The sequence below is a fragment of the Methylocystis sp. Se48 genome (genome assembly GCF_056269425.1).
The window spans coordinates 1,355,314-1,379,175 of the sequence record NZ_CM149850.1 but is presented as its reverse complement, the minus strand read 5'-3'; the positions used below and the strand labels follow the sequence as shown (position 1 = coordinate 1,379,175).

Sequence of the window (23,862 nt, the reverse complement as noted above, 5' to 3'; positions counted from 1 at the left end):
CGCAGCGCAAAGCTCACGGCGCGGTGGCGATGAATCGCCGCTCCGCGCCCTCCAGCGCGACCGCCGTGAGCACGCCGCTGCGAAACGCCATCGTGTCGAGATTGATCCGGTTCGCGAGATTTTCGACTTCCGCGCGCGCCGTGTGGCCGTGGACGACGATCTTGCCGAAGTCGCCGCGGTAGTCGAGAAACTCGTAACGAATCCAGAGCAGATCGTCCGGGCTTTGACGCTCCAGCGGCACGTTCGGGCGAACGCCGGCGTGACAGAAGAAGTAATCGCCGTATTCGGCCGAAAACTCGGTCGCTTCTAGAAACAGGCGATGCGACTGGGGAAAACGCGCGAGAAAGGCTTCCTGCAAGGCGACGGCGCCGCCGCGACGCATCTCGCGCTCCACGTCCACGCCGTAGGATTCGAGCGCGGCCAGCCCGCCAAAAGCCGACCACTCCTCGATGATCCTGGCGTCGTCGAGATAATTGAGCATGACCTCTTCGTGATTGCCGCGAAGCGTGCGAATCGGGGTCGGAAAATCGCCCGTCGCCAGTCGCTCGATCACCCCGCGGGAATCAATTCCGCGATCGACATAATCGCCGAGAAAGATCGTCACCGCGTCGTCGCAGGGCCTTGACCGCAAATCGGCTTCGATGCGCCGCGAAAGATCGCCCAGCAGATCCGCGCGGCCGTGGACGTCGCCGACCGCGTAAATACGCATGCCCGTTGGCGCCGCAGCATCCAAAATCGATCGCGCAGTCATGGCCTAATCACAATTCCTGATCTATCGTTCCGCAAGGCGGTGGCCAGCGGCGCAGCGTCGAAGAGAAAGCACAGCTGGCGCCATTTGCGCCGGGCGCTGTGGTCCTTTCCAGCGACTGCTCCGCTGTAAACAATGCCGCCACAGGGGGAATCTTCGCGCGCCGAGGGGAAAATGTTGAATTTGGGAGCGATTTTACGCCGTCGCCTGTGCGTCGGCCTGTTTGCGCTTGTCGGCGCCGTACTGGCGACGCTTGCGCCGGCGTCGGCGGAAACTCCGGACGAGACATACACGGCGCTCGGTCTTTCCAAAACAGCTACGCCGAAAGAAATCTACGACGCGCTGACGAAGCGCTATCATGACGAGTCCCAGGGCGCAGGCAAAGGTTCCCTTTCGAAATATTGGGAGCCGATCCCGATTTCGAAATATCTGAACCCGCACACTTTCTATAAGCCTCCGCAGACGATCGACGTCGACGCGAAGCGCGACGATTGCGTAGAGTGCCATAAGCAGGTCACGCCCGGCTGGACGCACAGCTGGCAGAAGAGCGCGCACGGCAATCTCGACGAAATCCGCAAGCTGCCGGACAGCGACTCGCGCGCCTACAAGAAGGCGATGATCAAGGAGGTGGAAGACAACCTCCGCTCGATGGGAACGCTGAAGGCCGGCGAGAATCTCAAGGAGGTCGGCTGCATTGACTGCCATATGGGCGTCGGCAAGGATCACGGCAGCCACAAGGCGGAGCTGAAGATGCCGGACGCGGCGGCCTGCGGCCAGTGTCACGTGCAGCAGTTCGCTGAGCGCGAATCCGAACGCGACACTTTCACCTGGCCGCAGGACCAGTGGAAGCCGGGCCATCCGTCGCACGCGGTTTCCTACAAGGCGAATGTCGAGAACGCGATTTGGGCCGCGATGGAGCAGCGCGAGGTCGCGGAAGGGTGCACCTTCTGCCACACGCCGCAAACGACCTGTAACTCCTGCCATACGCGGCATGAGTTCTCGGCGGTCGAAGCCCGCAAGCCGCAGGCTTGCGCGCAGTGCCACAACGGCGTCGACCACAATGAATTCGAGAACTACCTGCTCTCGAAGCACGGCACGGTCTATCAGACGCGCGGCGACCAGTGGGACTGGAATGCGCGCCTCGCGGACGCCTTCGAAAAAGGCCACATGAACGCGCCCACGTGCCAGTTCTGCCACATGGAATATGAGGGCAAGTTCACGCATAACATGGTGCGCAAGTCGCGCTGGGCCTTCATGCCCATGCCGAAGATCGCCGACAATCTGAACCATCCGTGGTTCGTCAAACGCAAGGATGCGTGGGTTTCGACGTGCTCGAACTGTCACTCCGACAGCTTCGCCCGCGCCTATCTGGACGGCATGGACAAGGGCGTGATCTCGGGCCTCAAGATCACCGAGGAAGCGCGCAGCGTTCTGGTGAAGCTCTACAACGACAAGCTGCTGCCGGGTCAGACGACCAATCGCCCGATCCCGCCTGCGCCGGAGAAGGACGAGGCCGGCGGCTTCTTCCAGCTCTTCTGGCAGAAGGGCAACAACCCGTCCGCCGTCGAGTATGAATTCGCCGAGATGTGGGAGCACCATCAGATCAAGCACTACAAGGCGCTCGCGCACATGAATCCCGGCGGCTACACCTACTCGGACGGTTGGTCGCAGCTCATCAAGAGCGCGGCGCGGATCAACGACGAGGATGCCAAGCTGCGTGAAGCGGCGGAGATTCGCGCGGAGCTCAAGCGCATCTCGGGCCAGAAACGCGGCGATCTCGAGCTCGACTCGCCGATGCGCCGCGCCTGGGCGGCCGGCCTCGGCGGTCTTGCGGTGCTCGTCGGCGCGGGGCTGATGCTGAAGCGCGATCGCAAGAAGGCGTAACGCCAAGCCTGGCCGCGTCACGAAGCGCAAAAACATCGAGCGGCCCGGGAACGTCGACGTTTCCGGGCCGCTTCCTGTTCGTCGGCACGGAATGGAAAGCTTCATGAAACGAATCCTTGGCGCCGTGCTGGTCGCGGTCGGACTGGGCCTCATCGGCTGGGCCGGATATTCGGCGCTCAGAACCGTTTCGCATTACGCCCTGAGCGTCGCCCTTGCGCCGGCAGACGCCGCAAAGGAGGTCGAAAGCCTCGGGCTCGCGCCGGATGCGCTGAGGCGCGTCGAGGTCACGAGCCCCGAGGAACGCCGTCCGGTTGCGATGGGACTTGTCGTCGTCGACGGTCCGCGCCTTGCGCCGCTCGTCTGGCGCAACGAGGTCACCGAGCCGATCCTGTTCGCGGACGTCAGCCCCGCCGACGCTGTGAAGGTTTTGGCCGCGATCCGCGAACATGCGCCCGAGGACGCCGTCATTCTCGCCTGGTGGGATCTCTCGCGCGCGATCCGAGTCGCCGCCAAACGCAACGCGCCGCTCGACGATCCCGAAGCGCGCGGCCTGCTGATTCCCTCGACCTGGACGGAGGCGCGGGAGGCCGAGCGCGCGCGCTGGGGCGCAGGGGCCGATCCTCAAGCCGCCGGGCCATTCGGCCAATTCATCTCCGCCATGCTCGCGGACGAAAAACAGGGCGCTGAAACGCTGACGACGCTAGCGGGCGGAAAACCCGCTTACGTCGCGGTTCATATTTCGGACGTCTGGAAAGCGGCGGCGGCGCGGCCGGAGCGCCTATCTATCGCCTACAAGGACTTCCCCTCGTCCGGCGTGTCGCATGGCGTCATCAAATCGGCGACGGAATGGATGCGGGAGCAGAAGATCGACGGCGGCTTCGCCGTCGAGCCGATCGGCGGCGCGACGCGGCTGCATTACTTCCAGCGCAAGGGCGAAAGCGACGCGCTGATCGCGAAGCTCCTGCCATTCTCGACGTCGAACCCGGCGCAGCTGGAACGGTTCGATCTCGTCTATCAGCACAAGGGCTGGTGGGTTTATCAGTTGAAGCGATAACGCCGCGCCGTCCCTCTCCGCGAAACCGGAGAGGAAGCGCCTTTTCAAATGCTGGCGATCAGGCCTTCAGCGCTCCTGCGAGCCGCGCGACGCCGTCCTCGATCTCCTTTTCGGTGAGCGCGACGAAGCCGAGCATCAGCAGACGGTCGCCGCCGTCGTCGTCTTCGAAACGCAGCGCGGAGCCCGTCGCGAGCGAACAGACGCCGACGCCCGCCGCGAGTCCCTTCGCCTCGACCTCGGCGGCGCTCGGGAATCCTTCCGGCAATTTCCAGACGAGATGCATGCCCGCCTGTTCGCCGTAGATCTCGCATTCGCCGAAATGTTTCTTCAGCGCCGCGAGCAGCGCGTCGCGCCGGTCGCGGTAAAGCTGACGGATGCGGCGCAGATGACGCCCGAACTCGCCGCTCGCCATGAAATCGGCCATCGCCGCCTGCTCCAGCCAGCTCTGGCCGTTGTTCATCAGCATCTTCATGCGGCGGAAGCTCTCGACGAGTCGCGGGGGCGCGACGACATATCCGAGGCGAAGCCCCGGCCCCATGCATTTCGAGAAGGTGCCGAGATAGATGACGCGCTCGTTGCGATCGAGCCCCTTCAGCGCCGTCAGCGGCGAGCCGACGAATCGGAAGTCGCTGTCGTAGTCGTCCTCCATGATATAGGCGTCGTATTGCGTCGCCCAGGACAGAAGCTCGATGCGCCGCTGGAGGCTCATCGTCACGCCGATCGGATATTGATGCGACGGCGTGACATAGGCGAGCGCGCCCTTCACGGGCGGAAGCTTCGTGACGTCGAGTCCGTCATGATCGATCGGCGCCGGATGAAGCTTTGCGCCCAGACTCTCGAGAACGAACGCCGCGCCCTGGTAGCAGGGCGATTCGACGACGGCGGTCGATCCCGGCGTGACGAGCAGACGGCCCACGAGGTTGAAGCCGTCCTGGCAGCCGCCGACGATGATGATCTGGTCGGGATCGCAGACGACGCCGCGCGCCGGCGCCAGATGTTTCGCGATCGCCTGACGCAGTTCGAGAAGGCCGGCAGGGTCGCTGTAGCTCGTGAGACGCGAGCCGGCCGACTTCAGCCGCGCCTTGATATGCTGCGACCAGGCCTTGAGCGGAAAGGTGCGCGCGTCCGGCCGTCCCACCCAGAAATCGGCGGCGAGTCGACGGCGATCAGGATCGGCGAGACGATGGGTCCGCATCTCCCGGACAGGAGAAATAGCCGAGATGGGCTCCGCGACCGGCGCCGCCATGGCTTCGGGCGTAGCCGGCGCCGTGGCGGAGGACAAAAAGGCCGTGTCCGGCAAATCCGGCGAGACGAAAGTGCCGACATAGGGCTTCGTGCGGATATAGCCTTCGGCGATCAGTCGCTCATAGGCCAGCACCGCCGTATTGCGCGACACGCCGAGTTGCGCGCTCAGTTCCCGCGTGGTGGGCAGCGGATCGTCGCCGCGCAGCTGGCCGTTCAGAATCATCGTCCGTATCTGGTCGAAGATCTGGTTCTGAAGCGTCGATTTCTCGGAGTCTTTGAGGATGATCGACAATTGCACGTGGCCGCTCCGGACCACCGGATTCGGACGACTGACCGACGACATGCTTATCATGAGGGGATATCCGCACCTGGTTGCGCTTTTGGCAGCTTGTGAATGAAGAAGTAGGGCGCTCCGGCGTTGCGCCATAGATCCACGACAAAACCGTCTACTGGCGCCACCAGCTCCAGGGGCGCGACCGATGCGCGCGACCAGGAGATTGTCAAAAATCCTTTAACTGGCGCCATTAACAAGGTTTGGACTGGCGCTTTTCCTGGCGCAGTTATTGAGAAACTCTATGACTGGCGAAAATAAACGCGTCGACCGGGGAGGAAACGATGTCGCTAGCCAGTTCGAAATTCGTGCCGGCTGCATTCTGGGTCGGTTTTCTGGCTCTCGGGTTCATCACGAGCTTCAGCGGTCCTGACCGGCATCGCGTCGTTCACGCCGCCCGGCCGACGGCGAAGACCGTCGTGGCGTCCGAAGCGCTGGTCGCCGAGAGTGGCAACGCTCCCGCGCTGCGGACTATCGCCGCCGAAGCTGGTCGCGATTAGCCGCCGCGCCATATGGGTGGTTAACCGCGGCAATCAGCCTTACGGCCGTTTGTTTCTCGCCAAATCGTTCGGCGCGTCCGAGAAACCAAAAGCGTCAAGGAGACCCGCATATGAGCTTGCCCATGGCCTTCGCCGTGTTCCTCGCGTTGGAGTTGCTCAGTCTCTTCACGCTGTTCGCAATCGGCAGACTGGACGGCTGGATGTAGCTTTTTCGATGGCCAGAGCTTGTTGACCTCGAAATGCGTCACTATCTGTCCGAAAGAGACGGGGCTTCGCCATCGTCTCCATCGAGCGGCCCGAGCGCGGATGTAGCGACGGGCCGTTTTTCTGAGCGAGGGGGTTTGCGCGTGCCGGAAGGCTTGACCAAAATTATTATCTTCGGAGCGTTCGGCTTTTTCCTAGGGGCCGCCTTCGTCGGCTGGGTCTACGGCTAAAGCGCGTCGGACGCCGTCCGCCGTCGTCGGCGTGTTTCACCTTCCCAGATGCGCGTCGAAGAATCGCGTAATGTCGCCGAACGCTTCCCGAGCCTCGGGCATGTCCGGCCCGGAGTATTGCGCATGGCTCATGCCCTCATAAACGTTGAGATCGGCCTCGACGCCTGCGCGACGCAGGGCGCGATGCACGCGAACCGTGTTTGACAGAAACAGGTCGCGCGTTCCCGTGGTGAGGATGGTCGGCGGAAAATTCCGAAAATCGCCATAGACCGGCGAAAGATACGGGTGCTTGAGATCATGGCCGCCGGCGTAGAGCTTCGCCGCCGCGCCGAGCCAGCCGTCCCAGGTGACGAGCATGTTGTCGACATATTCATTCGCGAAGTAACTGTCGCCGATCTTGTCGAGGTCCGACCACGGCGTTCCCGCCGAAACCGCGGCGGGCGGCGGAAGGCCTTCGTCCCTCGCGCGCAAAACCATGGCGAGCGCGAGCCCGCCGCCCGCGGAGGAGCCGAATACGCCCATGTTCTCCGGCTTCACCGATTGCGCCATCGCCCGCCAGACCGTGAGCGCGTCGTCGAGGGCGGCGGGAAACGGCGCCTCCGGCGGCATGCGATAATCGACCGAGATGACGCGATAGCCGCCGAGGCCCGCCATCATGACGGCCTCGTTCGTCGCCGCCTCTCCGCCCCCGAAGACGTAACCGCCGCCATGCAGGTGAATGAGCATCCGGTTGGCGTTCTCCGGGCGCAAGTTTCTCGGCGTAACCAGATAGGCCTTCACGCCCGCGATCGTCTGCGGCTCGACCATGACCGCGAGTTCCTTGCGAAGGGCGGCCAGCGGCTCCGACCATTCCGTATCGAGCCGCTTTTTGAGCGCGGCCCACGCGGCCCGGGTCGCTGGCGGCGGCGCCGCGCCGATTCCCGGCGGATAGGGCGCGCGGATCAGCGCCTGTAGCTGGCGGCTGACGTCGGCCGGCACGGGAACGACCCTCGGCGGAACCCTGCGGGGGCCAGGTTCGGCGTTCATCGCGGCCGCGGCGCGCGCGTCGGTCGGCAGGCGTTGTTTCGCCTGCGCGCAGGACGTCAGCGCGAGCCAGATGATCGGGAGAGACGCCGAGAACCGGGAAATTTTCATGGATCGCGAGAACCCCTGCCGCATGAAGCGTTCAGCTTAATAGGAATCGGTCGTGATTGTCCTCAGCTCCTGCCCCCGCCGCGCCGGCGAGGCCGATGAAACTGCGAGAGTCCAACCCACAATCGGCGAACGCCGCACACACTGGTCCGACGCGCGAGAACGCCCGATTCTGAATGACGCGGGGAAATGGCGAAGGCAAGCGAACTCTGTTATGGTCGAGTTCAAGCCGTTCGATTCTCTGCCCGTTTCGGACGGCGAGGCTCGGCGTGTGGGCCCCCGCGCGCCGGGCCGCCTGCTTCCCTTCCCGCCGAAAGGCAAGAACGACCGGATCGATATCGACGGCTGCGAGCCGCGCGGTTCAGAAGCATGCGCGATTGATGCGAGGTCTTGAGCGCGTGACGTTTTGAAGCTGGATCTCGGCCGCCTCTATCCATTCTGCACAACGAATTGTTACTATTTTAACGGCTAATTTGCGGGAGCTCCCCATCTCGAGGCAATCCCGATGCGCTCCTTCATAGACCGGGTCTCCGAGTGCCGCCGCGACAACCGCGGGCAAGCGGCGATGTTCTTCGGGCTCGCACTCGCGCCCTTGCTGCTCACCGCGGGCGCCGCGATCGATCTTGGCCGCGCGTCGCAGGCGCGTTCCGCGCTTCAGGACGCGGTCGACGCGGGCACGCTGGCGGCGGCCAAGACGCCCGAACTTCCCCTCGCGCAAAGGGAACAGATAGCGAGATCGACCGTCCGCGCAAATCTCGGCCCGCTGGCCAATCTTATCAACCCGAACGTCTCCGCCGTTTCGCCTTCGGCAGGACAAATCCAGGTGACGGCGACTGCAGCTTTGCCGACAACGGTAATGAAGCTGATGCGGCTCCAGACGATCGATCTATCCGCTACGGCGACGGCGGCAAACGCGGTTGCGGGATCGCAAAGCAAGGTCTGCATTCTGGCCAAAAGCGCAACCGCAAGCCCCGGCCTGCTTGCAAACGCTTTCGCCTCGCTCAACGCGCCGGGCTGCGAGATTCACGTCGCGTCTCAGGGCAATCCTGCGGCGACCTTCAATTCCAGCGTCGACTTGAAGGTCGCGCGGATTTGCGTCGCCGGGAAAAATCTGCTCCTGAACTCAGCAACGCTCCCGATGCTCCAGACGGATTGCAAGACCGCCAGCGATCCCTTCGAGGCGACGCTGCCAACGGTTTCCGCGGGCGCCTGCACGGTTTCCGGTCAGACCTATTCCGGCGAGGTGACAGTATCGCCGGGCGTCTATTGCGGCGGTTTCAACTTCAACGGCTCGGGCAAGCTGACGCTCAACCCCGGTCTCTATGTCTTCAAGAGCGCAGTCTGGAACCTCAATACGGGCTGGACCATCGTGGGTTCCGGAGTCACGTTCTACTTCGCCGACAAGAATTCCTACGTGCAGATTAACGGCGGTGTGCCAGCGACGCTGACCGCCCCGACATCGGGAGCCTACGCCGACATTCTGATGTTCGAGCCGAAGGGCCTTGAGAGGAGTCCTCTTGTCGTCAACGGCGGCTCCGGCCACGTCTTTCAGGGACTTATGTATCTGCCGAGCCGCGACCTGACCTTCAACAACATGTCCAATCTGACGGCCGAAAAGATTACGCTCGTCGTCAACTCGATCATCCTAAACACGTCGAACTGGAACTTCCAAAGCGCAGGCAAGGCGATCCAGGTCCCGGGCGCCGCGCCGTCGGTGGCGAAGCTCGTGAAATAGCGGCCGCCGCGCTTAACCATCGTCCGGGAGAAACGTCGCTTCTGCAAAATGCCGCGCTTGGCCGCGGCGCGCGTCAGCGTTAGCCTGATTTCGTTTCAGGGCGGGTTTTGAGGGGAAGCGACGGTCTGCCGTGGGACGAAAAGGTTCCGGCAGGCCGTCTTTTTTTCATGGCCGCGCGAATGGCGAGCGCCAGTGAAGGGATAATATCGGACGGCCCCGCCCTCCGGCGCGCCCTTGTCATCCAGCGGCGAAGCGGCGCATCCTCGGTCGTTTCCGCAGAGGAGATCCCCTCATGCACGCAGATCCGAGATTTTGGGCGCTCTTTGTCGCGATCTGGCTGGGCCTAATCCTCGCCGTCATGAACATCGCCGTGAAGGTCCATATGTTCATGGACCTTGCTGGCGAGCAGTAGCGCGATTCCCGCCATGGTTGTTGGTGAAATCGGAAAGCCGTCATAGGATGGGACGTTGAGTCAAATTCGCAATTTTTGTTGGGGGAAATGGTTATGAGAAAGAGCGCTTTCGCGGCGCTCGCCGTCGCGGCTGCGACGGCGACGTCGACGCCGGGCTTTGCGGCGAACAACCTCCGGTTCAGTCTCGTTCGGTCGAGCACGGTGGCGACCTGCGCGCCGAACGCGCGCGCGATTGTCACCATCGAACCGCATTCCGAGAAAGAGACGATGCACATCGAGGTTTTCGGCTTGGCGCCGAATATCGGCCTCGACGTGTTCCTCACTCAGGTTCCGAGGGCGCCCTTTGGCATGTCCTGGTATCAGGGCGATATGACCACGGACGCCAATGGCGTGGCGGTCGCGAACTTCGAAGGCCGCTTTAACATCGAAACGTTCGTCATTGCGCCGGGCGCGGCGGCGGCGCCCTGGATTCACGCCGGGGACGCAAGAACCAATCCGGCGACGAACGGCGCCATCCACACCTTCCATATCGGAATCTGGTTCAATCGCCCTGCGGACGCCGTTGCGGCGGGTTGCCCTGGCACAGTGACGCCTTTCAACGGAGAACACAACGCCGGCGTCCAGGTGCTCAACAGCGGAAACTTCCCGGACGCGGCCGGACCGCTGCGGCGCGTTCAGTAAGCCTTCGCCAAGCGGAAGCCTGACTTGCCGCAATGGCGGCGGGTCATCCCTGCTGGAGGCTTCGGGTTTCCCTCTCCCCGTCGAAAACAAGGAAAAGGCGACGCTCGGCTGCGACGCTCAGGACGCCCGCAGAATCACGGAAGCAGGCGTTTTTTGATAATCTGGACGCTTCCATCAACACGTTGCGTGTGTCGACGGCGTCGTGTTTTCGCGTCAGGAACGTCGGGGGGATGAGTTTGGCGTGCGCCAGCAGCGCCGCTCCGCCTGGGCGGAGCCTCAGGCGGCGGCGATCCTGCGCCAGAAGACCAGCCGCTTGAAATTATAGACGAGGGTGGCCATCCCGATTTTGACCCTGGCGCGCGCGACGCCGATCGTTCGGATGAAAAGGCCCATCCTTTCCTTCTGCCCGGAAAAGACATGCTCGACGCGCGAGCGCACGGTCGATTTCATGGCGTTCGCCCGACGGACGGCGTCGGGCATGGGGCGCCCCTTCGGCTTCTTGCGATGAATGCGGCCGATGAAGCCGAAACCGCGGTCGATCGCGATATGGTTCTGATAGCCGAAGGTCGGGATGGCGACGTCGACCGGGGGCTTCGTTCCATCGGGCCGCGCCTTGGCCTTGCTGAACGTCACGGTCCAACGCGCGTCGCGATCTTTCCGCCGCAGTTTCGCGGGCGTCGTAGCCCAACCCTCGGGAATGCGCCCCTCCTTGATCGCCTTCTTTTCGTCCTCGGTGTTGCGCTGTTTGGGCGCGGCGACCAGCGTCGCGTCGACGATCTGGCCCGACATGGCGATATCGCCCGAGGCGCGCAGCGCCGCGTCGAAACGGGCAAAGAGCGGCTCGATCGCGCCAGCCATTGTGAGCTTCTCGCGGAACAGCCAGATGGTGCGGGCGTCGGGAACCCGGTCGGCGAGCGACAGGCCGAGGAAGCGCATGAAGGACATGCGGTCGTTGATGAGAAACTCGGCGCGCTCGTCGGAGAGATTGTCCATCGCCTGGACGACGAGGATCTTGAACATCATCACCGGATCGAATGCCGGCCTGCCGCCCCGCGCGCCGTCGGAATAGCCCAGCGCCGCGACGAGATCGGCGCGGAACATCTCGAAATCGACCGCCGCCACGAACGCTTCCTGATGATCCCCGAGCCCGCTCACCCGCCTGAGCCGCTCGTCGACAAAAATCCAGCCTGCCCCCGCATCGATCCGCCCCCTGTTCCTTCGGCGACGGAGAATCAGAAACGCGGCGATTTGGCGAAGTTGATAGTAGCGTCCAGTTCTGCTGCGTCGCTGGGTCGTCGAACGAACTTTCGGCTGGATGATCCGCTGGCGCAGGCTTGTTCGAGATTAAGAGCGCCGCATCGACGTCTCAACCGCCATTAGCCACGTCGCCATCGGCGGCCTCCTCATCCGTCGAAATGCTCACCCATGAATTTCCAAACAGGTTCTGAGCCAAATCATCTCTAAATTTGATCCACTAGATTTTTCGTTCGTTAATCCTGACGTAACCTCGGTAAACTGGATGTAGTATAGTTCGGATTATTTCTTTGCAAAAACGCACAAATCTGGCACGAACAAACCCTTCTCCCTTAGCCCATGTATGCACCTGTTTAGTCGTAGTCGTATTTTTTGCGCAAACTCTTCCGATGACAATCACTCCATATTTTTCATAAGGAGAATAGCTCGGCTCAGATGTAAAAAGATACTTTATACCAACTTCTGCTGCTGACTTTATCGTATCATCATCCATATCCCCGCCCGGCACAGATGCGCAAAATATCTCTTTTCTTAAAATCTCTTCTAGCTTCTCCTTGCTGACGCGCCATTCTTCGATCTTTTGTTTATAGGGGATGTCTCTAAAGATATCCGGATGGGTGTGGGAGTGAGAGCCTATTATGTGTCCTCTATTATCGAGATTACGAATTTCACCCTCGGTTAAAAACCCAGCCTTCCCAATTAACGACGTGGTGACAAAAAAATGACCAAGCCATCCTCGCTTTTCCAATAGATCGGCTATTTGTATTGCGGAGACGCCTCCATCGTCAAAAGTCATAACCAACGACGTTTTCTGGCTACCAACTGCTTCAAATATACTCGACGCTTTGACATGCTCCAACGCGATTGCATCTAGGTCCGACAAGAATTTATTTACTCCATGTTTGTAGGGAAGCGCTCCTTGCCTTTGGAATCCAGAAAGGTCTGGATGATCTGTGACTTCATGATATAAAAATGTGAGAATTTTTGTATTCATTTTATCCTCGCTAACAACGAACGACGACCTTTACGCGGAATTCGCCAGATAGAGGCTCCTACGAGTGGAACTCTCTCTCAAATTACCCCCTCTGACAAGGCGCAGCCGTCTCTGAAAGTCGCTCAGGAGAGCGGGCTTGCGGTCGAGTTCAGTCTCAAAGTCTAGTTGAGCGGGCTCGATAAGAATTTCTCCGGCTTATTCATCCTGAGCTTTCAACTGAAGTCGGACGCTTCTGTCAACCTCGCCAAATCGCCGCGTTTCTGACTGAGCTGCTGCCGGTTTCGTGGACGCCGGGTTAAGTTATCCCTGCCTTCTTTTCGAACTCGACCGGGCTGACGCAGCCGATCGTAGGGTGCCTGCGGACGGGGTTGTAGAACCGCTCGACGTAATCGAAGACGTCCGCCCGGGCGTCGTCACGCGTGCGGTAGACTTTCTTCCCGATCCGCTCGGTCTTCGGCGAATAGAAGAAGCCCTCCATCGCCGCATTGTCCCAAACGTTGCCGGATCGGCTCATCGAACAAACGACGCCATTGTCGGCCATCAGACGCTGGAACTGCTCGCTCGTAATTTGGCTGCCCATGTCGGAGCGATGCGGCAAGGCGTCCGGTCCTTCGGCAGCCCGCGGCGGCGCGGTCGGACCCGAAAGGCGTTCGTCGCATCAACCGTTCGATCTTGTGCAGGCCGCAGGAGACGCCTTCGGCCAGAACGTCCCGCCAGACGCGGCGGGCCCCGTAGGTTCGGGCGCCGCCCGCGAAGCTCGCGCGGATTTGCTCCGTCAATTCTTCGTCGGCAACTGACCGGGCGCTCGGCCGGCGACGCAGCCAAGCGTGAAAACCCGATCGGGAGACGTCCAGCGCTTCGCAGAGCCACGCCCAAGAGAACGACTTCTTGCCAGACGCTCCGGTGCTTTGCGATGAAAACGAACCTCATTTCGCTTCCCTCGCAAAGAAGGCTGCAGCCTTTTTAGAATATCGCGCTCCGCCGGCAATTTGGCGACTTCACGGCGCAGCCGCTCGAGTTCCTGTTGCTCCGGCTTCTGCTGGCCGTGGCCGGGGAAGGCCTGCGCAGGATCCCCCGTCAACTCCCGAATCCAGCGCCGCAGCACGTTCTCATGCACGTCCAGATCGCGGCAGGCCGGCGCAAAACTGACGCCGCGCTCCTTGACCAGCCGAACCGCCTCGACCTTGAACTCCCGACTGAATATCCGTCTCGCCGTAGCCAGCCTCCGGCCTCATGAAACACCGTTTCTCGGCGTCCATGAAACCGGCGGCGGCTCACTGTAAGGCAATCTTCGACAAATGCATCGCGACCGGCGATGGCCACGCGACCTGCGTAAAGTGCTGCAACAAGGATTTGTTGGTTTGCCAGAAGCAATGCGGCGTCAAGCCATAGAACAGTTCGTCATGCCTCCGGCGACGCAATGATCGGCCGGGCAGCGGCGCCGCTTGCAGCGGCTCGATTTCATTCCCTGATCGACCCCGACAATCTCGACCCTGTCAGGCACGTAACCCGCGCCTCGGCACGCCGCTCGCTTACTCAGGGCGGGTTGGTTCAGCGAGCGCCGCATCCGACGCATAGACGGCCTTTTTCATTTTCGCCACAACGACTTGTCGGTTCGCTATGGACAGAGGCGGCAGACTGCGGCGCGCCTCCCCTACCCAACCTCGCGCCGCATGGCCGGAATTGTTGCAAATGAAGCGAGAGGTAGCGAGACCTGAATCGAATGGCGGCGCCGAGACCATTCGACTTTCCGACTTCTCTAAGGCGCAGCCAAAGCTAGCGCAGAAAACGGCGTCATTTATTTTTGTGGATATTTTTAGCTGGCTAAAACGATAGCTTATCCAGCCAAAGCGAGTCCTGATCGGGAGCCATTCAACCCAGCGCTGTGAAATGATGCGGGTTCGGCCGAAAAGGCCGGCGCATGGCGCGGTTTCGCGAACCCTCTCTGGCAACAGATAGATCACCCTTTCTGCGTGCGGCTCTTGTCGCCCGCGAGGGGTGATCAGGCGAACCTCGCCGGGAAATCGACAACAGCAAATAAAAAAAGACCGCCAGCGCTGGTCACGCTGACGATCTTTAAACCGGACCGCTCAATGAGCGCCGATCGCACGCTGATCTTGGCGATCAGAGGCGCGTAATGGTGACAGCGGCGATGACGACCATAGCCAGCATAGCAGCGGGGACGAGCCAACCCATCTTTACCTCCCTCTATAGTTACGCCTTTCAAAGACGTCCTTTTTTACGGCGAACCGCGAGCTACATTCACCGGAGGCCCTTGCTTTTGTCAAGCCCCACCCCCGCGCAGAACCCGCCCAACTTCGCTTTCTCGCCGGATCCAACGCATGAATCCGGGGCGAGCGGCCGGAAATCGAGGATGTCCACGGGCGGGCCGTCGACGGCCTGAAGCATCCGCCGGGACAGATCCATCGTCAACATCCGCTTCCCGAGTCGGCGCGCACGATTCGATTTTGCGCTCCTCCGTCGCCGGGGCGAAAACACAATGGGCTTTCCGGGAGGCCCCGGATCGCGAGCAGCCGAGATTGACAGGGAGCGCGCCCTCCTCCTAGCCTCGTTCAGCAACCGCGCCCCAACAAGACGCGCGCCCGCGAATTCTGCGAAGGTGAGGAAAGTCGAATGAAAAAAGATGCGGTCAACGGAGCGGCGCTGGCGATCGCCGCAGTCTCGATGGTTCTGGCGGGCGCGGCGCCGACCGCGAAAGCGGCGACGACGGCGGGGAAAGTGCATTGCCTCGGCGGCAACAGCTGCAAGGGCAAGTCCGACTGCCACACGCCCAAGAACGCCTGCAAGGGCATGAACGCCTGCAAGGGACAGGGCTGGCTTTACAAGGATTCCGCCCAGGCCTGCGAGGAGGCGGGCGGAAAGGTTCTGGACTGACCCGGCGCGGGGACCGCTCGCCGCTCAGGCGGCGCCATGCGGCCGGATGTCGACGCTGACCGTCAGCGCCTGGCGCCCGGCGCCGACGATGACGCCGTCGATCGGCGCGACATCCGCATAATCCCGGCCGATGGCCACGACGATGTGGTTGTCGTCAGCGAATAAGGCGTTGGTCGGGTCGAGATGAATCCAGCCGAAAGGCTCGCCGCACCATACCGCCACCCAGGCGTGCGAGGCGTCCGCGCCCTCGAGCCGCGGCTGTCCCGGCGGGGGCGCGGTGCGGATGTAGCCGCTGACATAGGCCGCCGGAATCGCAAGGCCGCGCAGCCCTGCGATCATGATATGCGCGAAATCCTGGCACACGCCGCCGCGCGCCGCGAAAGCCTCGGCGAGCGGAGTGGCGACATGGGTCGCATCAGGGTCGTAGGCGAAATCCGCCCTTATGCGGCGCATCAGTTCCGCAGCGCCGTCCAGCACGGGGCGGCCGGGAGCAAAACTCTCCCGCGCGTAATCGGTCGCCGGCGCGTGCAGCGGCGTCAGACGGCTGGGAAAGATCCAGTGGACCGGCGATTGCCGATCGAGCGCCCGCGCCGAGATCGCCGCGCGCGAAATCGACTCCCAGGCCGGCGTGAGACGGGCGGCCGGCGGTTCCTCCCGCGCGACCTCGACCCGCGCCGAGACCGCGATGCGCAGCCGCGCATGAGCCTCCCGGATCGTCGCCTCCAAAATCCGATTGCCAAAGAAATCCGAGCTTTCCCGCGTTGTCTCCGGCGCAGGGACCGCGTCGACGCGGTGCGTCAGCAGGCGCTGGCCGGCGCCGTCGCGCGGCGTCAGCCGGATCGCGCAACGCGCCGAGGCGACGCTCGACTCGTAGCTGTAGGTCGTGACGTGGGAGATGTCGTAGATCACGCGAGTTTCGACCGCCTCTCCGCCGGCGCGGGATCGGTGACGTGGGAAAAGTAGCGTTCGCAAACGGCGTTGGCGAGCGCCATCAGCCGCTGCTCGATGAGCAGCACGCGCATGGGGTCGATCCGCCGCGCGTCCTCGGCTTCGAGATCGGCGCGCAGCGACACGGCGAACCGGCGCTGGGGCTCCATCATGCCGTCGTCGGCGAGCGCCGGCAGCGCGGCGAGACGCTCGTCGATCCGATGCGCCTGAAACGCGACCGAGCGGGGGTTGAAGGGGTCGAGCAGCGTCATGTCGAGCGTGGGCGCCAAAGCGGGACCGGCGAGATAGCGGGAGCGGTAGGCGATCTGCGAGTCGACGAGTTCGAGCAGCGCGTCGAGCGTCTCCATCGTCGGATCCTCGTCGGCGAACTGACGCACGAAGCGGCACGCATTGATCGCGCGTTCGATCCGCTTGCCGAGGTCGATGAAGGCCCAGCCGGAGGCGCGGTTGAAATTTTCGTCGATGAGGCCGGATAGAGCGGCGAGCGTGTGGAGGGCGCGTTCGGCCGTTTCGAGTATTTCAGGCTCGAGCGGCGCGGCGCCCGCCCCGTTTTCCAGCCGCGTTTCGAGCCGCACCAGCAATTGCCAAATGTCCTGCGACAGACGTTCGCGCACGATGGAGGCGGCGCGCTTCGCCTGCCCGACAATCGCGCGCGCCGACCCGTAGAAGCCCGGATTGCTCGCCGCGCAATGCGCGATGGCCGCGCCGGGATGGCCCGCAGCGAAGGGCGCCGCCGCGCCCCAGGCGAAGAGCAGGCGCTCGCAGCGCTCAATCGGCTGGCGGCCCTGAATGGCGTTGCTCTGCGTCTCGGTCAGACGATTGCACAGGCAACGCACGACGCGCAGCGTCGCTTCGGCGCGTTCGAGATAGCGGCCCAACCAGAAAAGATTATCGGCGGCGCGGCTCGGCAGATTGCCGGGCACGCGCACCACCGGCGCGTCGTTCTTGGGCGGCAGCAGGGTCGTCGCGTTTTCGACCGTCTCCTCGCCGATCACCCAGACGTCGGCCGATTGCGCGCCCGCGCCCATGGAGATGGCGCGCGCGTCGCGCCGGTCCGAAACGCGGCAGAAGCCGCCCGGCATGATCTTCCAGCCCTCCGGCGTCGCGGCGGCGAAGATTCGCAGCGTGAAGGGGCGCGGCGTCAGGGCGCCGCCGTCCCAGGCCGGCGTGGTCGAGAGCTTCACGACCTCCTGCCCGACATAATCCATGCCGCGCCTCTCCATCGCGCGCACGAGGCGCGCGCGCCGGGCGGCGTCGAGTTCGGCGCCGATCGCGGCGCGGGCGCCGTCGAGCCCCTCCGCCGTGTCGCCGAAGGCCGCGGCGATGGCCCGGCTGTCGAAGGCGCGCAGGATTTCCGCGCGTTCGGGCTCCTGCCCGCACCACCAGGTCGCGACATTGGGCAGGCGCAGGCTTTCGCCCAGCAGCCGCGGGGCGAGCGTGGGGAGAAAGCTCATCAGCGCCCGCGATTCGACGAGGCCCGCCCCCGGCATGTTGGCCATGGCGACGGCGCCCTGCCGGATCGCGTCGAACAGTCCCGGCGCGCCGAGCCGCGAGGCGGCGTTCGCCTCCAGCGGATCGAGCCAGTCGGCGTCCACACGCCGCCACACCGCGTCGATCCGCTTCAGTCCCGCGACCGTGCGGACGTGCAGCTTGCCCTCGCTCGTCGCGAGATCCTCGCCCTCGACCAGCAGAAACCCGAGATAGCGCGCGAGATAGACCTGCTCCGCGTAAGTCTCGCTCCAAGGGCCCGGCGTCATGAGGCAGATGCGCGGGTCCGAGCGCGGCGACGCCGCGACGAGGCCCGCGCGAAAGTCGCGGAAAAAGCCAGCGAGCCGCCGCACCTTCATCTCGCGATACAGGCTTGGAAAGGCGCGCGCGAGGATGAGGCGGTTTTCGAGCGCGTAGCCCGCGCCCGAGGGCGCCTGGGCGCGGTCGCCCAGAACCCACCATTTGCCGTCCGGCCCGCGGCCGATGTCCACGGCGTAGAAGCGCAGCCAGCGCCCGCCCACGGGCCTCACGCCGCACATCGGACGATTGAACTCCGGCGAACCCGCGACTGCCGCCGCCGGCAGCGCGCCCTCCGCGACGAGGCGACCCTCGCCGTAAACGTCGCGCAAGATGAGATCGAGCAGTTCGGCGCGCTGCGCCACGCCCGCCGCGATCTCGCGCCACTCGCTTTCCGTGATGAGCAGCGGCAGGCGGCTCAGCGGCCAGGGGCGTTCGCGCGTCTCGCCATGGACGCGATAGGTCACGCCCATGTCGTTGATGCGCCGCGCGGCGGCGGCGAAACGGCTTTCAACGCCGCCCTGCCCCAGCCCCGCCAATGTGTCGAGCAGCGTCGACCAATGCGCGCGCGGCCGCCCGTCCGGGCCGATCAGCTCGTCCGGAACGCCCGGCATCGGCCGGTAGTCGGCGATCCACGCGGCGAGCCGTTGCGCCTCCGCTCCCGGATCAGCGACCGCTTCAAGCTCAACGGCCAAATCGCCTCCGCAAATCCAGCGTCAGCGGGAACTCGCCCGCAGGTTCCTCGCGCGGCGGCTCCACGCGGCCGGGCGTATGGCCGTGGTCCTGAAAGCGCGAGAGGCGCCTGGATTCGGCCTCGTGAAAATTGACGGGAAAGGTGTCGTAATTGCGCCCGCCCGGATGCGCGCTGTGATAAACGCAGCCGCCGAGCGAACGGTTGCTCCAGCCGTCGACGACGTCGAAGGTCAGCGGCGTATGCACGGGGATCGTCGGATGCATGCCCGAGGCGGGTTGCCACGCCTTGAAGCGCACGCCCGCCACCGCCTCCCCCGAAACGCCGGTCGACTGCAGCGGCACGCGGCGGCCGTTGCAGGCGACGACATGGCGGTTCGGCACGAAGTTCCTCGCCTTCACCTCCAGCCGCTCGACCGACGAGTCGACATAGCGCACCGTGCCGCCAACGGCGCCTTCTTCGCCCAGCACATGCCAGGGCTCGAGCGCGTGGCGGATCTCCAGCGTCACGCCGCCATGCTCCACGCGGCCGGCGAGCGGGAACCGGAATTCGTATTGCGCCTGGAACCATTCCGCCTCGAAGCGATAGCCCGCGCGCGCAAGGTCGTCGAGCACGCCGAGAAAATCCGTCCAAACGAAATGCGGCAGCATGAATTTGTCGTGCAACGCCGTTCCCCACCGCACGCAGTCGCCCGCCTGCGGCTCGCGCCAGAACCAAGCGACAAGCGCGCGCAGCAGCAATTGTTGCGCGAGGCTCATGCGCGCGTCCGGCGGCATCTCGAAAGCGCGGAATTCGACGAGGCCCAGACGCCCCGTGGGGCCGTCGGGCGAATAGAGCTTGTCGATGCAGATTTCCGAGCGATGCGTATTGCCCGAAACATCGACGAGCAGATTGCGATACAGGCGATCGACAAGCCAGATGGGATAGCCGTAATCCGCCGGTCCCGGCGTGTTCGCGAGCGCAATTTCGAGTTCGTATAGCGCGTCGTGACGCGCCTCGTCGATGCGCGGACTCTGACTCGTCGGGCCGATGAAGAGGCCCGAAAAGAGATAAGAGAGCGACGGATGCCGCTGCCAATAGAGCACGAGACTCTTCAAGAGATCGGGGCGCCTCAGGAAAGGCGAGTCCGCCGGCGTCACGCCGCCAAGCACGACATGGTTGCCGCCGCCCGAGCCGACGCAGCGGCCGTCCGTCATGAATTTGCTGGCGGTGAGCCGTGCGAGGCGCGCTTCCTCGTAGAGCGTCGTGGTATTCTCCACCGCCTCGCGCCATGAAGCGGCGGGATGAATGTTCACCTCGATCACGCCGGGATCGGGCGTGACCTTCACGACCTCGATGCGCGGATCGACCGGCGGCGGGTAGCCCTCGATATGCAGCGGCATGCCGAGGTCTTCCGCCGTCGTCTCCACGGCGACGAGAAGTTCGAGATAATCCTCCAGCCGCGTCACTGGCGGCATGAAGACGCAGAGCACGCCGTCGCGCGGCTCGACGGCGAGGGCCGTGCGCACCACGCCCTCGACGATCGACTGGCCCATCACATCCTGCCCGGCGGCGCGCGTCTCGCTGTAGATTTGTTGAAAATGGGAGGGATCGGGCAGCGGCCCGCGCTCCTCCATCGGATCCTGATTGTGGACGTAAGGGTAGACCGACGCTGGCACCCATGGAAGCGCGTTGAGCGGCAGGCGCAGGCCGACCGGCGAGTCGCCCGGCGCGAGAAACAGCCTTCCGCGCCGCATCGGCCAGCGTTCGGACAGCCAGCGCTGCCCGGCGCGCGCGTTCCAGCGCTGGATCGGCAGCACATATCCCGTGGGCGTCGAGAGGCCGCGCTCGAAGACGCGCACCATGCGCGCGCGCTCCTCGGCGTCCTCAATCTTCGGGTCGAGCGGATCGACGTTGATCGGAAGTTGTCCCTCCTTGAGCATCCAATGCGCAGGATCCTCGTAGGCGGGGATGACATAATCCTTCCCGACCCCCAGCGTCTCGGCGAGTTCGAACGCGAAGCGGCCGGCGTTGACCGGATTTGCGACCTCCGCATTCGGCGCCATGCCCGAAATGAGCGCGGGATTTTTCCAGATCGGCTTGCCGTCCTTGCGCCAGTAGAGCGCGAAGGCCCAGCGCGGCAGGCTCTCGCCGGGATACCATTTGCCCTGGCCGTAATGCAGGAAGCCGCCGGGCCCGAAGCGGTCGCGCAGACGCCGGATGAGTTCGTCCGCGCGGGCGCGTTTCGTTGGACCGACGGCGGCCGTGTTCCATTCGGCCGACTGGAAATCGTCGATGGAAACGAATGTCGGCTCGCCCCCCATGGTGAGGCGCACGTCCTGTGCGGCAAGTTCCGCGTCGACCTTCTCGCCGAGCCGGTCAAGCCGCGCCCAGGCTTCGTCCGAAAAGGGCGCGGTAATGCGCGGCGCCTCGCGTATGCGCTCTACGCGCATCTCGAAATGGAAATCGCATTCCGCCGGTTCGACGAGGCCCGAGACCGGCGCGCAGGAGCGGTAGTGCGGCGCGCCGCAGAGCGGCAGATGGCCTTCGCCGCAGAAGAGGCCTGAGGTCGCGTCGAGCCCGATCCAGCCCGCGCCGGGGAGATAGACCTCGGTCCAGGCGTGAAGGTCGGTGAAATCCCGATCCGTTCCCGCCGGGCCTTCGAGGGGCTCGACGTCGGCCTTGAGCTGGATGAGATAGCCCGACACGAAACGCGCCGCGAAGCCGAGGCGACGCAGGATTTGCACGAGCAGCCAGGCCGAGTCGCGGCAAGAGCCCGAGCGCAGCGTCAGCGTCTCGTCCGGCGTCTGCACGCCGGGCTCCATGCGGATGACGTAGCGAATGTCCCTCTGGAGCTGCGCGTTGAGGTCGACAAGGAAGTCGATGGTGCGCCGCTTCTCGCGCGAGATCGCGTTTATATAGTCGTCGAGCGCCGCGCCCGCGGCCTCGATCTCGAGATAGGCGGCAAGTTCCATCGCCAGTTCCGCCTTGTAGACGAAAGGAAATTCCTCGGCGTGGGGCTCGATGAAAAAGTCGAAGGGGTTGTAGACCGCCATCTCCGCGAGGAGATCGACCTCGATCTTGAACTCGCGCGCCTTCTCGGGGAAGACGAGCCGCGCCTGCCAATTGCCGTGCGGATCCTGCTGCCAGTTGATGAAATGCTCTGTTGGCAGAATTTTGAGCGAATAGCCCGTGACTTTCGTTCGGCAATGCGGCGCGGGCCGAAGCCGGACGATCTGCGGCCCGAGGCCCACGAGACGGTCGTATTTGTAATGCGTGACGTGATGAAGCGCGACCTGGATCGACAAGATAACCACCGCCTTCGCGACAACGGCATGCTGCGCCGCGACGGGAATTTTGCGGAGGCGTGGGCGCCCAAGTCAATCAGATCGGCAGGAAATACGTGATATTGCTGGCAATTCCCGCAGAGTGACGGCGGGATGGGCAGGGGGTGCACAGGAAGGGGGCGGCCGTTGGCCACCCCCTTCCTATCGCCTCATGGGAGCGTTGGATAAGCCGCGAGCGACGGAACGCTCCCAGTTACGTCACTTCAACTCATCAGGAACGCGATCTCGAAATGCATTCCATCCGGGCGGCTGCCAAAATGACCGCCCCAATAGAATCCCCACTTGTTCGCGAACGGAACAAGCTCTCTCACCGACCCTCTTTGCCCGACAAGCGGCGGCCGAGCCCCCCGGGGGTTCTCTTCGGCGTTGATATCGAAGGCGGAGCCAAAAGCATGATTGCTCAAGTCGGATGCGCTTCCTCGAATAAACCTGGGCACAAACGCGCCATCGTAAGAAAGAATTCTATCGAGGAGATCATTGTCCTCCCAATCCTGCCAAAGCCCTTTCAATTGCTTTTCCGCCAAACGGTGAAAGCGAATTGTGCGGGGCGCCCTCGTCCCGAGCGCTTTCCTCAGTTGAGGAATCGGAACATCGACGATGTTCTCGCGCTCCCAGCTTCCCAATATCCGGATGTTCTCCCGATTGTCGGGCAATGGCTCTGCGACAAAGTCGAACCGCCCGAAAACCGCCTGCCGCGCCGAGGTGCTTTCGAGCGGCGCAAAGTTAGGCCTCGGAGGAAAGTTCGAGCCGCTATTGTCCGAGGCGGGTTCTTCGATCAGTTCGAACCCCTGATACATTGCAGCAAGGATGGTCGCGCGGCCCGCGACGCCGTCCACCACAAGTCCTTGCCGCAACTGAAACTCTTTTGTCGCCGCTTCGGTCTTGTCTCCGAAAACGCCGTCCAGCCCACCGGGGTCGAGTCCCTGCCCAAGAAGGAATGACTGCCAAGCTTTGACCAAATCTCCTCGTGATCCAAGGCGGAGAGCCGGCAAAGCCACGGGCGCGATTGAAGCCGACAACAGAGCCGACGCCGCTGTGGCCAGATTGAACTCGCGAGGCGCGACACCCGCTTCCGAAATCCCGGTGGAACGAAAAGCCATAGCGTTCGCGACAGCCGCCCGAGCCGACTCGAAACGATCTTCTCTCGACGTCGCCGGGACTCGCGCAATTGCCTCCGCAGGCGCTTCGTAATCCGGCAAAAACGTCAAGGCAAACTTCAGGGCATTGTTCCACCGGTTGACCAATCCCTTCCAGAATCGGCTTTGCTCGCTTCGTCCGACGACCTCTCGCTCGTAATCTTCACGACTTGCGCGCAATGCTTTCAGAAGCGTTCGTGGCTCAGCCTCTTTCTGCGCAACGGCTGATCGAGTCTTTTGCCCTACGACCCCATCATCTTCGACCCCGACTGCGCGCTGCAGTATCCGTGCGGCCCCACGCGGGCCTCGATTGAAAGCACAGTCACGAAGGTAACTTTCAATCGCGGAGACGCCGGTCCAAGTCACAACGACGTCCGTGAAAGTTGCGATCATTTCCCGAGCCTGAAGCTCCGCCTCCTCGTATTGACCCGCCTCGATCAGTTGAGCGAGATAACGTGCTTCCTCTGGATGATAGCGCTCGTTAATGCCTGCCACCTCATAGGCCCCACCGCCGTCGTCAACGGGGAGGCGGTACACTTCCAATCTCCCCTGTCGATCCCGGCGCGCCTCGAAATCAAGGATCGCCTCCGCCATTCTCAAGCGTTCCTGCAATGAACTCATGTCAAACTCCTTTCAGAGACGGCAAATCTTAACCTTTGCAAGCGCGCCTTGCCAATC

Annotated in this window: 16 protein-coding genes and 2 pseudogenes; 8 read left to right on the top strand and 10 right to left on the bottom strand. The window is 63.4% G+C overall.

The window, feature by feature from the left end; translation table 11 throughout:
* Positions 1 to 13: 13 nt before the first annotated feature.
* Positions 14 to 709, bottom strand: coding sequence for a metallophosphoesterase family protein (locus ACV959_RS06740; protein WP_475739127.1), 696 nt, complete (start codon positions 707 to 709; stop codon positions 14 to 16).
* A 213-nt stretch (positions 710 to 922) separates the two neighbouring features.
* Here ACV959_RS06740 and ACV959_RS06735 point away from each other — a divergent pair, with 213 nt between their 5' ends.
* On the top strand, positions 923 to 2,632 hold the full coding sequence (locus tag ACV959_RS06735) for a multiheme c-type cytochrome (RefSeq protein ID WP_475739126.1): 1,710 nt from the start codon (positions 923 to 925) through the stop codon (positions 2,630 to 2,632).
* A 103-nt stretch (positions 2,633 to 2,735) separates the two neighbouring features.
* Positions 2,736 to 3,686, top strand: coding sequence for a hydroxylamine oxidation protein HaoB (haoB, locus tag ACV959_RS06730; RefSeq protein WP_475739125.1), 951 nt, complete (start codon positions 2,736 to 2,738; stop codon positions 3,684 to 3,686).
* 58 nt (positions 3,687 to 3,744) lie between these two features.
* Here the strand turns inward: haoB and pdxR are convergent, their stop codons facing one another.
* Positions 3,745 to 5,274: a MocR-like pyridoxine biosynthesis transcription factor PdxR gene (gene pdxR, locus ACV959_RS06725; protein ID WP_475739124.1), complete on the bottom strand. Its 1,530-nt coding sequence runs from the start codon at positions 5,272 to 5,274 to the stop codon at positions 3,745 to 3,747.
* Positions 5,275 to 5,546: 272 nt separating this feature from the next.
* On the opposite strand from pdxR, the gene ACV959_RS06720 reads away from it, so the two are divergent.
* Positions 5,547 to 5,762 (top strand): hypothetical protein, encoded by a 216-nt coding sequence (locus ACV959_RS06720; RefSeq protein WP_475739123.1) that lies wholly within the window; start codon positions 5,547 to 5,549, stop codon positions 5,760 to 5,762.
* 470 nt (positions 5,763 to 6,232) lie between these two features.
* On the opposite strand, the gene ACV959_RS06715 is transcribed toward ACV959_RS06720, so the two are convergent.
* On the bottom strand, positions 6,233 to 7,330 hold the full coding sequence (locus ACV959_RS06715) for an alpha/beta hydrolase (RefSeq protein WP_475739122.1): 1,098 nt from the start codon (positions 7,328 to 7,330) through the stop codon (positions 6,233 to 6,235).
* Positions 7,331 to 7,541: 211 nt separating this feature from the next.
* On the opposite strand from ACV959_RS06715, the gene ACV959_RS06710 reads away from it, so the two are divergent.
* From ACV959_RS06710 to ACV959_RS06700, 3 genes are all read left to right on the top strand, one after another.
* Positions 7,542 to 7,721 (top strand): hypothetical protein, encoded by a 180-nt coding sequence (locus ACV959_RS06710; RefSeq protein ID WP_475739121.1) that lies wholly within the window; start codon positions 7,542 to 7,544, stop codon positions 7,719 to 7,721.
* A 111-nt stretch (positions 7,722 to 7,832) separates the two neighbouring features.
* Positions 7,833 to 9,062 carry a pilus assembly protein TadG-related protein gene (locus tag ACV959_RS06705; RefSeq protein ID WP_475739120.1) on the top strand — a complete coding sequence of 410 codons (1,230 nt, stop codon included), beginning with the start codon at positions 7,833 to 7,835 and terminating at the stop codon, positions 9,060 to 9,062.
* Between the two features lie 505 nt (positions 9,063 to 9,567).
* Complete coding sequence (locus ACV959_RS06700; protein ID WP_475739119.1) at positions 9,568 to 10,155, top strand: hypothetical protein; 588 nt, start codon at positions 9,568 to 9,570, stop codon at positions 10,153 to 10,155.
* A 276-nt stretch (positions 10,156 to 10,431) separates the two neighbouring features.
* Here ACV959_RS06700 and ACV959_RS06695 read toward each other — a convergent pair whose 3' ends face one another.
* Positions 10,432 to 11,358 (bottom strand): transposase, encoded by a 927-nt coding sequence (locus tag ACV959_RS06695; RefSeq protein WP_475739606.1) that lies wholly within the window; start codon positions 11,356 to 11,358, stop codon positions 10,432 to 10,434.
* A 70-nt stretch (positions 11,359 to 11,428) separates the two neighbouring features.
* On the opposite strand from ACV959_RS06695, the pseudogene ACV959_RS06690 reads away from it, so the two are divergent.
* Positions 11,429 to 11,584 (top strand): annotated as a pseudogene (locus ACV959_RS06690) (IS5/IS1182 family transposase); the annotation flags it as partial.
* A gap of 45 nt (positions 11,585 to 11,629) precedes the next feature.
* On the opposite strand, the gene ACV959_RS06685 reads toward ACV959_RS06690, so the two are convergent.
* Positions 11,630 to 12,403, bottom strand: coding sequence for a polysaccharide deacetylase family protein (locus ACV959_RS06685; protein WP_475739118.1), 774 nt, complete (start codon positions 12,401 to 12,403; stop codon positions 11,630 to 11,632).
* A gap of 295 nt (positions 12,404 to 12,698) precedes the next feature.
* A pseudogene (locus ACV959_RS06680) lies at positions 12,699 to 13,625 on the bottom strand (IS3 family transposase).
* 1,412 nt (positions 13,626 to 15,037) lie between these two features.
* Between ACV959_RS06680 and bufA2 the strand changes: the two are divergent.
* Complete coding sequence (gene bufA2, locus ACV959_RS06675; RefSeq protein WP_475739117.1) at positions 15,038 to 15,298, top strand: BufA2 family periplasmic bufferin-type metallophore; 261 nt, start codon at positions 15,038 to 15,040, stop codon at positions 15,296 to 15,298.
* A 24-nt stretch (positions 15,299 to 15,322) separates the two neighbouring features.
* Here the strand turns inward: bufA2 and ACV959_RS06670 are convergent, their stop codons facing one another.
* The 4 genes from ACV959_RS06670 to ACV959_RS06655 all read right to left on the bottom strand — a co-directional run bounded on the left by ACV959_RS06670 (position 15,323) and on the right by ACV959_RS06655 (position 23,805).
* Positions 15,323 to 16,207, bottom strand: coding sequence for a transglutaminase family protein (locus ACV959_RS06670; protein WP_475739116.1), 885 nt, complete (start codon positions 16,205 to 16,207; stop codon positions 15,323 to 15,325).
* Positions 16,204 to 18,726 carry a circularly permuted type 2 ATP-grasp protein gene (locus ACV959_RS06665; RefSeq protein ID WP_475739115.1) on the bottom strand — a complete coding sequence of 841 codons (2,523 nt, stop codon included), beginning with the start codon at positions 18,724 to 18,726 and terminating at the stop codon, positions 16,204 to 16,206. Before ACV959_RS06665 ends, ACV959_RS06670 begins: the two co-directional genes overlap by 4 nt.
* Positions 18,716 to 22,009, bottom strand: a complete 3,294-nt coding sequence (locus ACV959_RS06660; RefSeq protein WP_475739114.1) for a transglutaminase family protein — start codon at positions 22,007 to 22,009, stop codon at positions 18,716 to 18,718. The genes ACV959_RS06665 and ACV959_RS06660 overlap by 11 nt, the downstream gene beginning before the upstream one ends.
* A gap of 242 nt (positions 22,010 to 22,251) precedes the next feature.
* On the bottom strand, positions 22,252 to 23,805 hold the full coding sequence (locus ACV959_RS06655; RefSeq protein ID WP_475739113.1) for a M15 family metallopeptidase: 1,554 nt from the start codon (positions 23,803 to 23,805) through the stop codon (positions 22,252 to 22,254).
* Positions 23,806 to 23,862: the final 57 nt, after the last annotated feature.

Coding starts and splice junctions, on each gene's coding strand:
- ACV959_RS06715 (WP_475739122.1), bottom strand. CDS start 7,330: ATGAAAATTTCCCGGTTCTCGGCGTCTCTCCCGATCATCTGGCTCGCG.
- haoB (WP_475739125.1), top strand. CDS start 2,736: ATGAAACGAATCCTTGGCGCCGTGCTGGTCGCGGTCGGACTGGGCCTC.
- pdxR (WP_475739124.1), bottom strand. CDS start 5,274: ATGTCGTCGGTCAGTCGTCCGAATCCGGTGGTCCGGAGCGGCCACGTG.
- ACV959_RS06720 (WP_475739123.1), top strand. CDS start 5,547: ATGTCGCTAGCCAGTTCGAAATTCGTGCCGGCTGCATTCTGGGTCGGT.
- ACV959_RS06700 (WP_475739119.1), top strand. CDS start 9,568: ATGAGAAAGAGCGCTTTCGCGGCGCTCGCCGTCGCGGCTGCGACGGCG.
- ACV959_RS06740 (WP_475739127.1), bottom strand. CDS start 709: ATGCGTATTTACGCGGTCGGCGACGTCCACGGCCGCGCGGATCTGCTG.
- bufA2 (WP_475739117.1), top strand. CDS start 15,038: ATGAAAAAAGATGCGGTCAACGGAGCGGCGCTGGCGATCGCCGCAGTC.
- ACV959_RS06655 (WP_475739113.1), bottom strand. CDS start 23,805: ATGAGTTCATTGCAGGAACGCTTGAGAATGGCGGAGGCGATCCTTGAT.
- ACV959_RS06735 (WP_475739126.1), top strand. CDS start 923: ATGTTGAATTTGGGAGCGATTTTACGCCGTCGCCTGTGCGTCGGCCTG.
- ACV959_RS06685 (WP_475739118.1), bottom strand. CDS start 12,403: ATGAATACAAAAATTCTCACATTTTTATATCATGAAGTCACAGATCAT.
- ACV959_RS06705 (WP_475739120.1), top strand. CDS start 7,833: ATGCGCTCCTTCATAGACCGGGTCTCCGAGTGCCGCCGCGACAACCGC.
- ACV959_RS06710 (WP_475739121.1), top strand. CDS start 7,542: ATGGTCGAGTTCAAGCCGTTCGATTCTCTGCCCGTTTCGGACGGCGAG.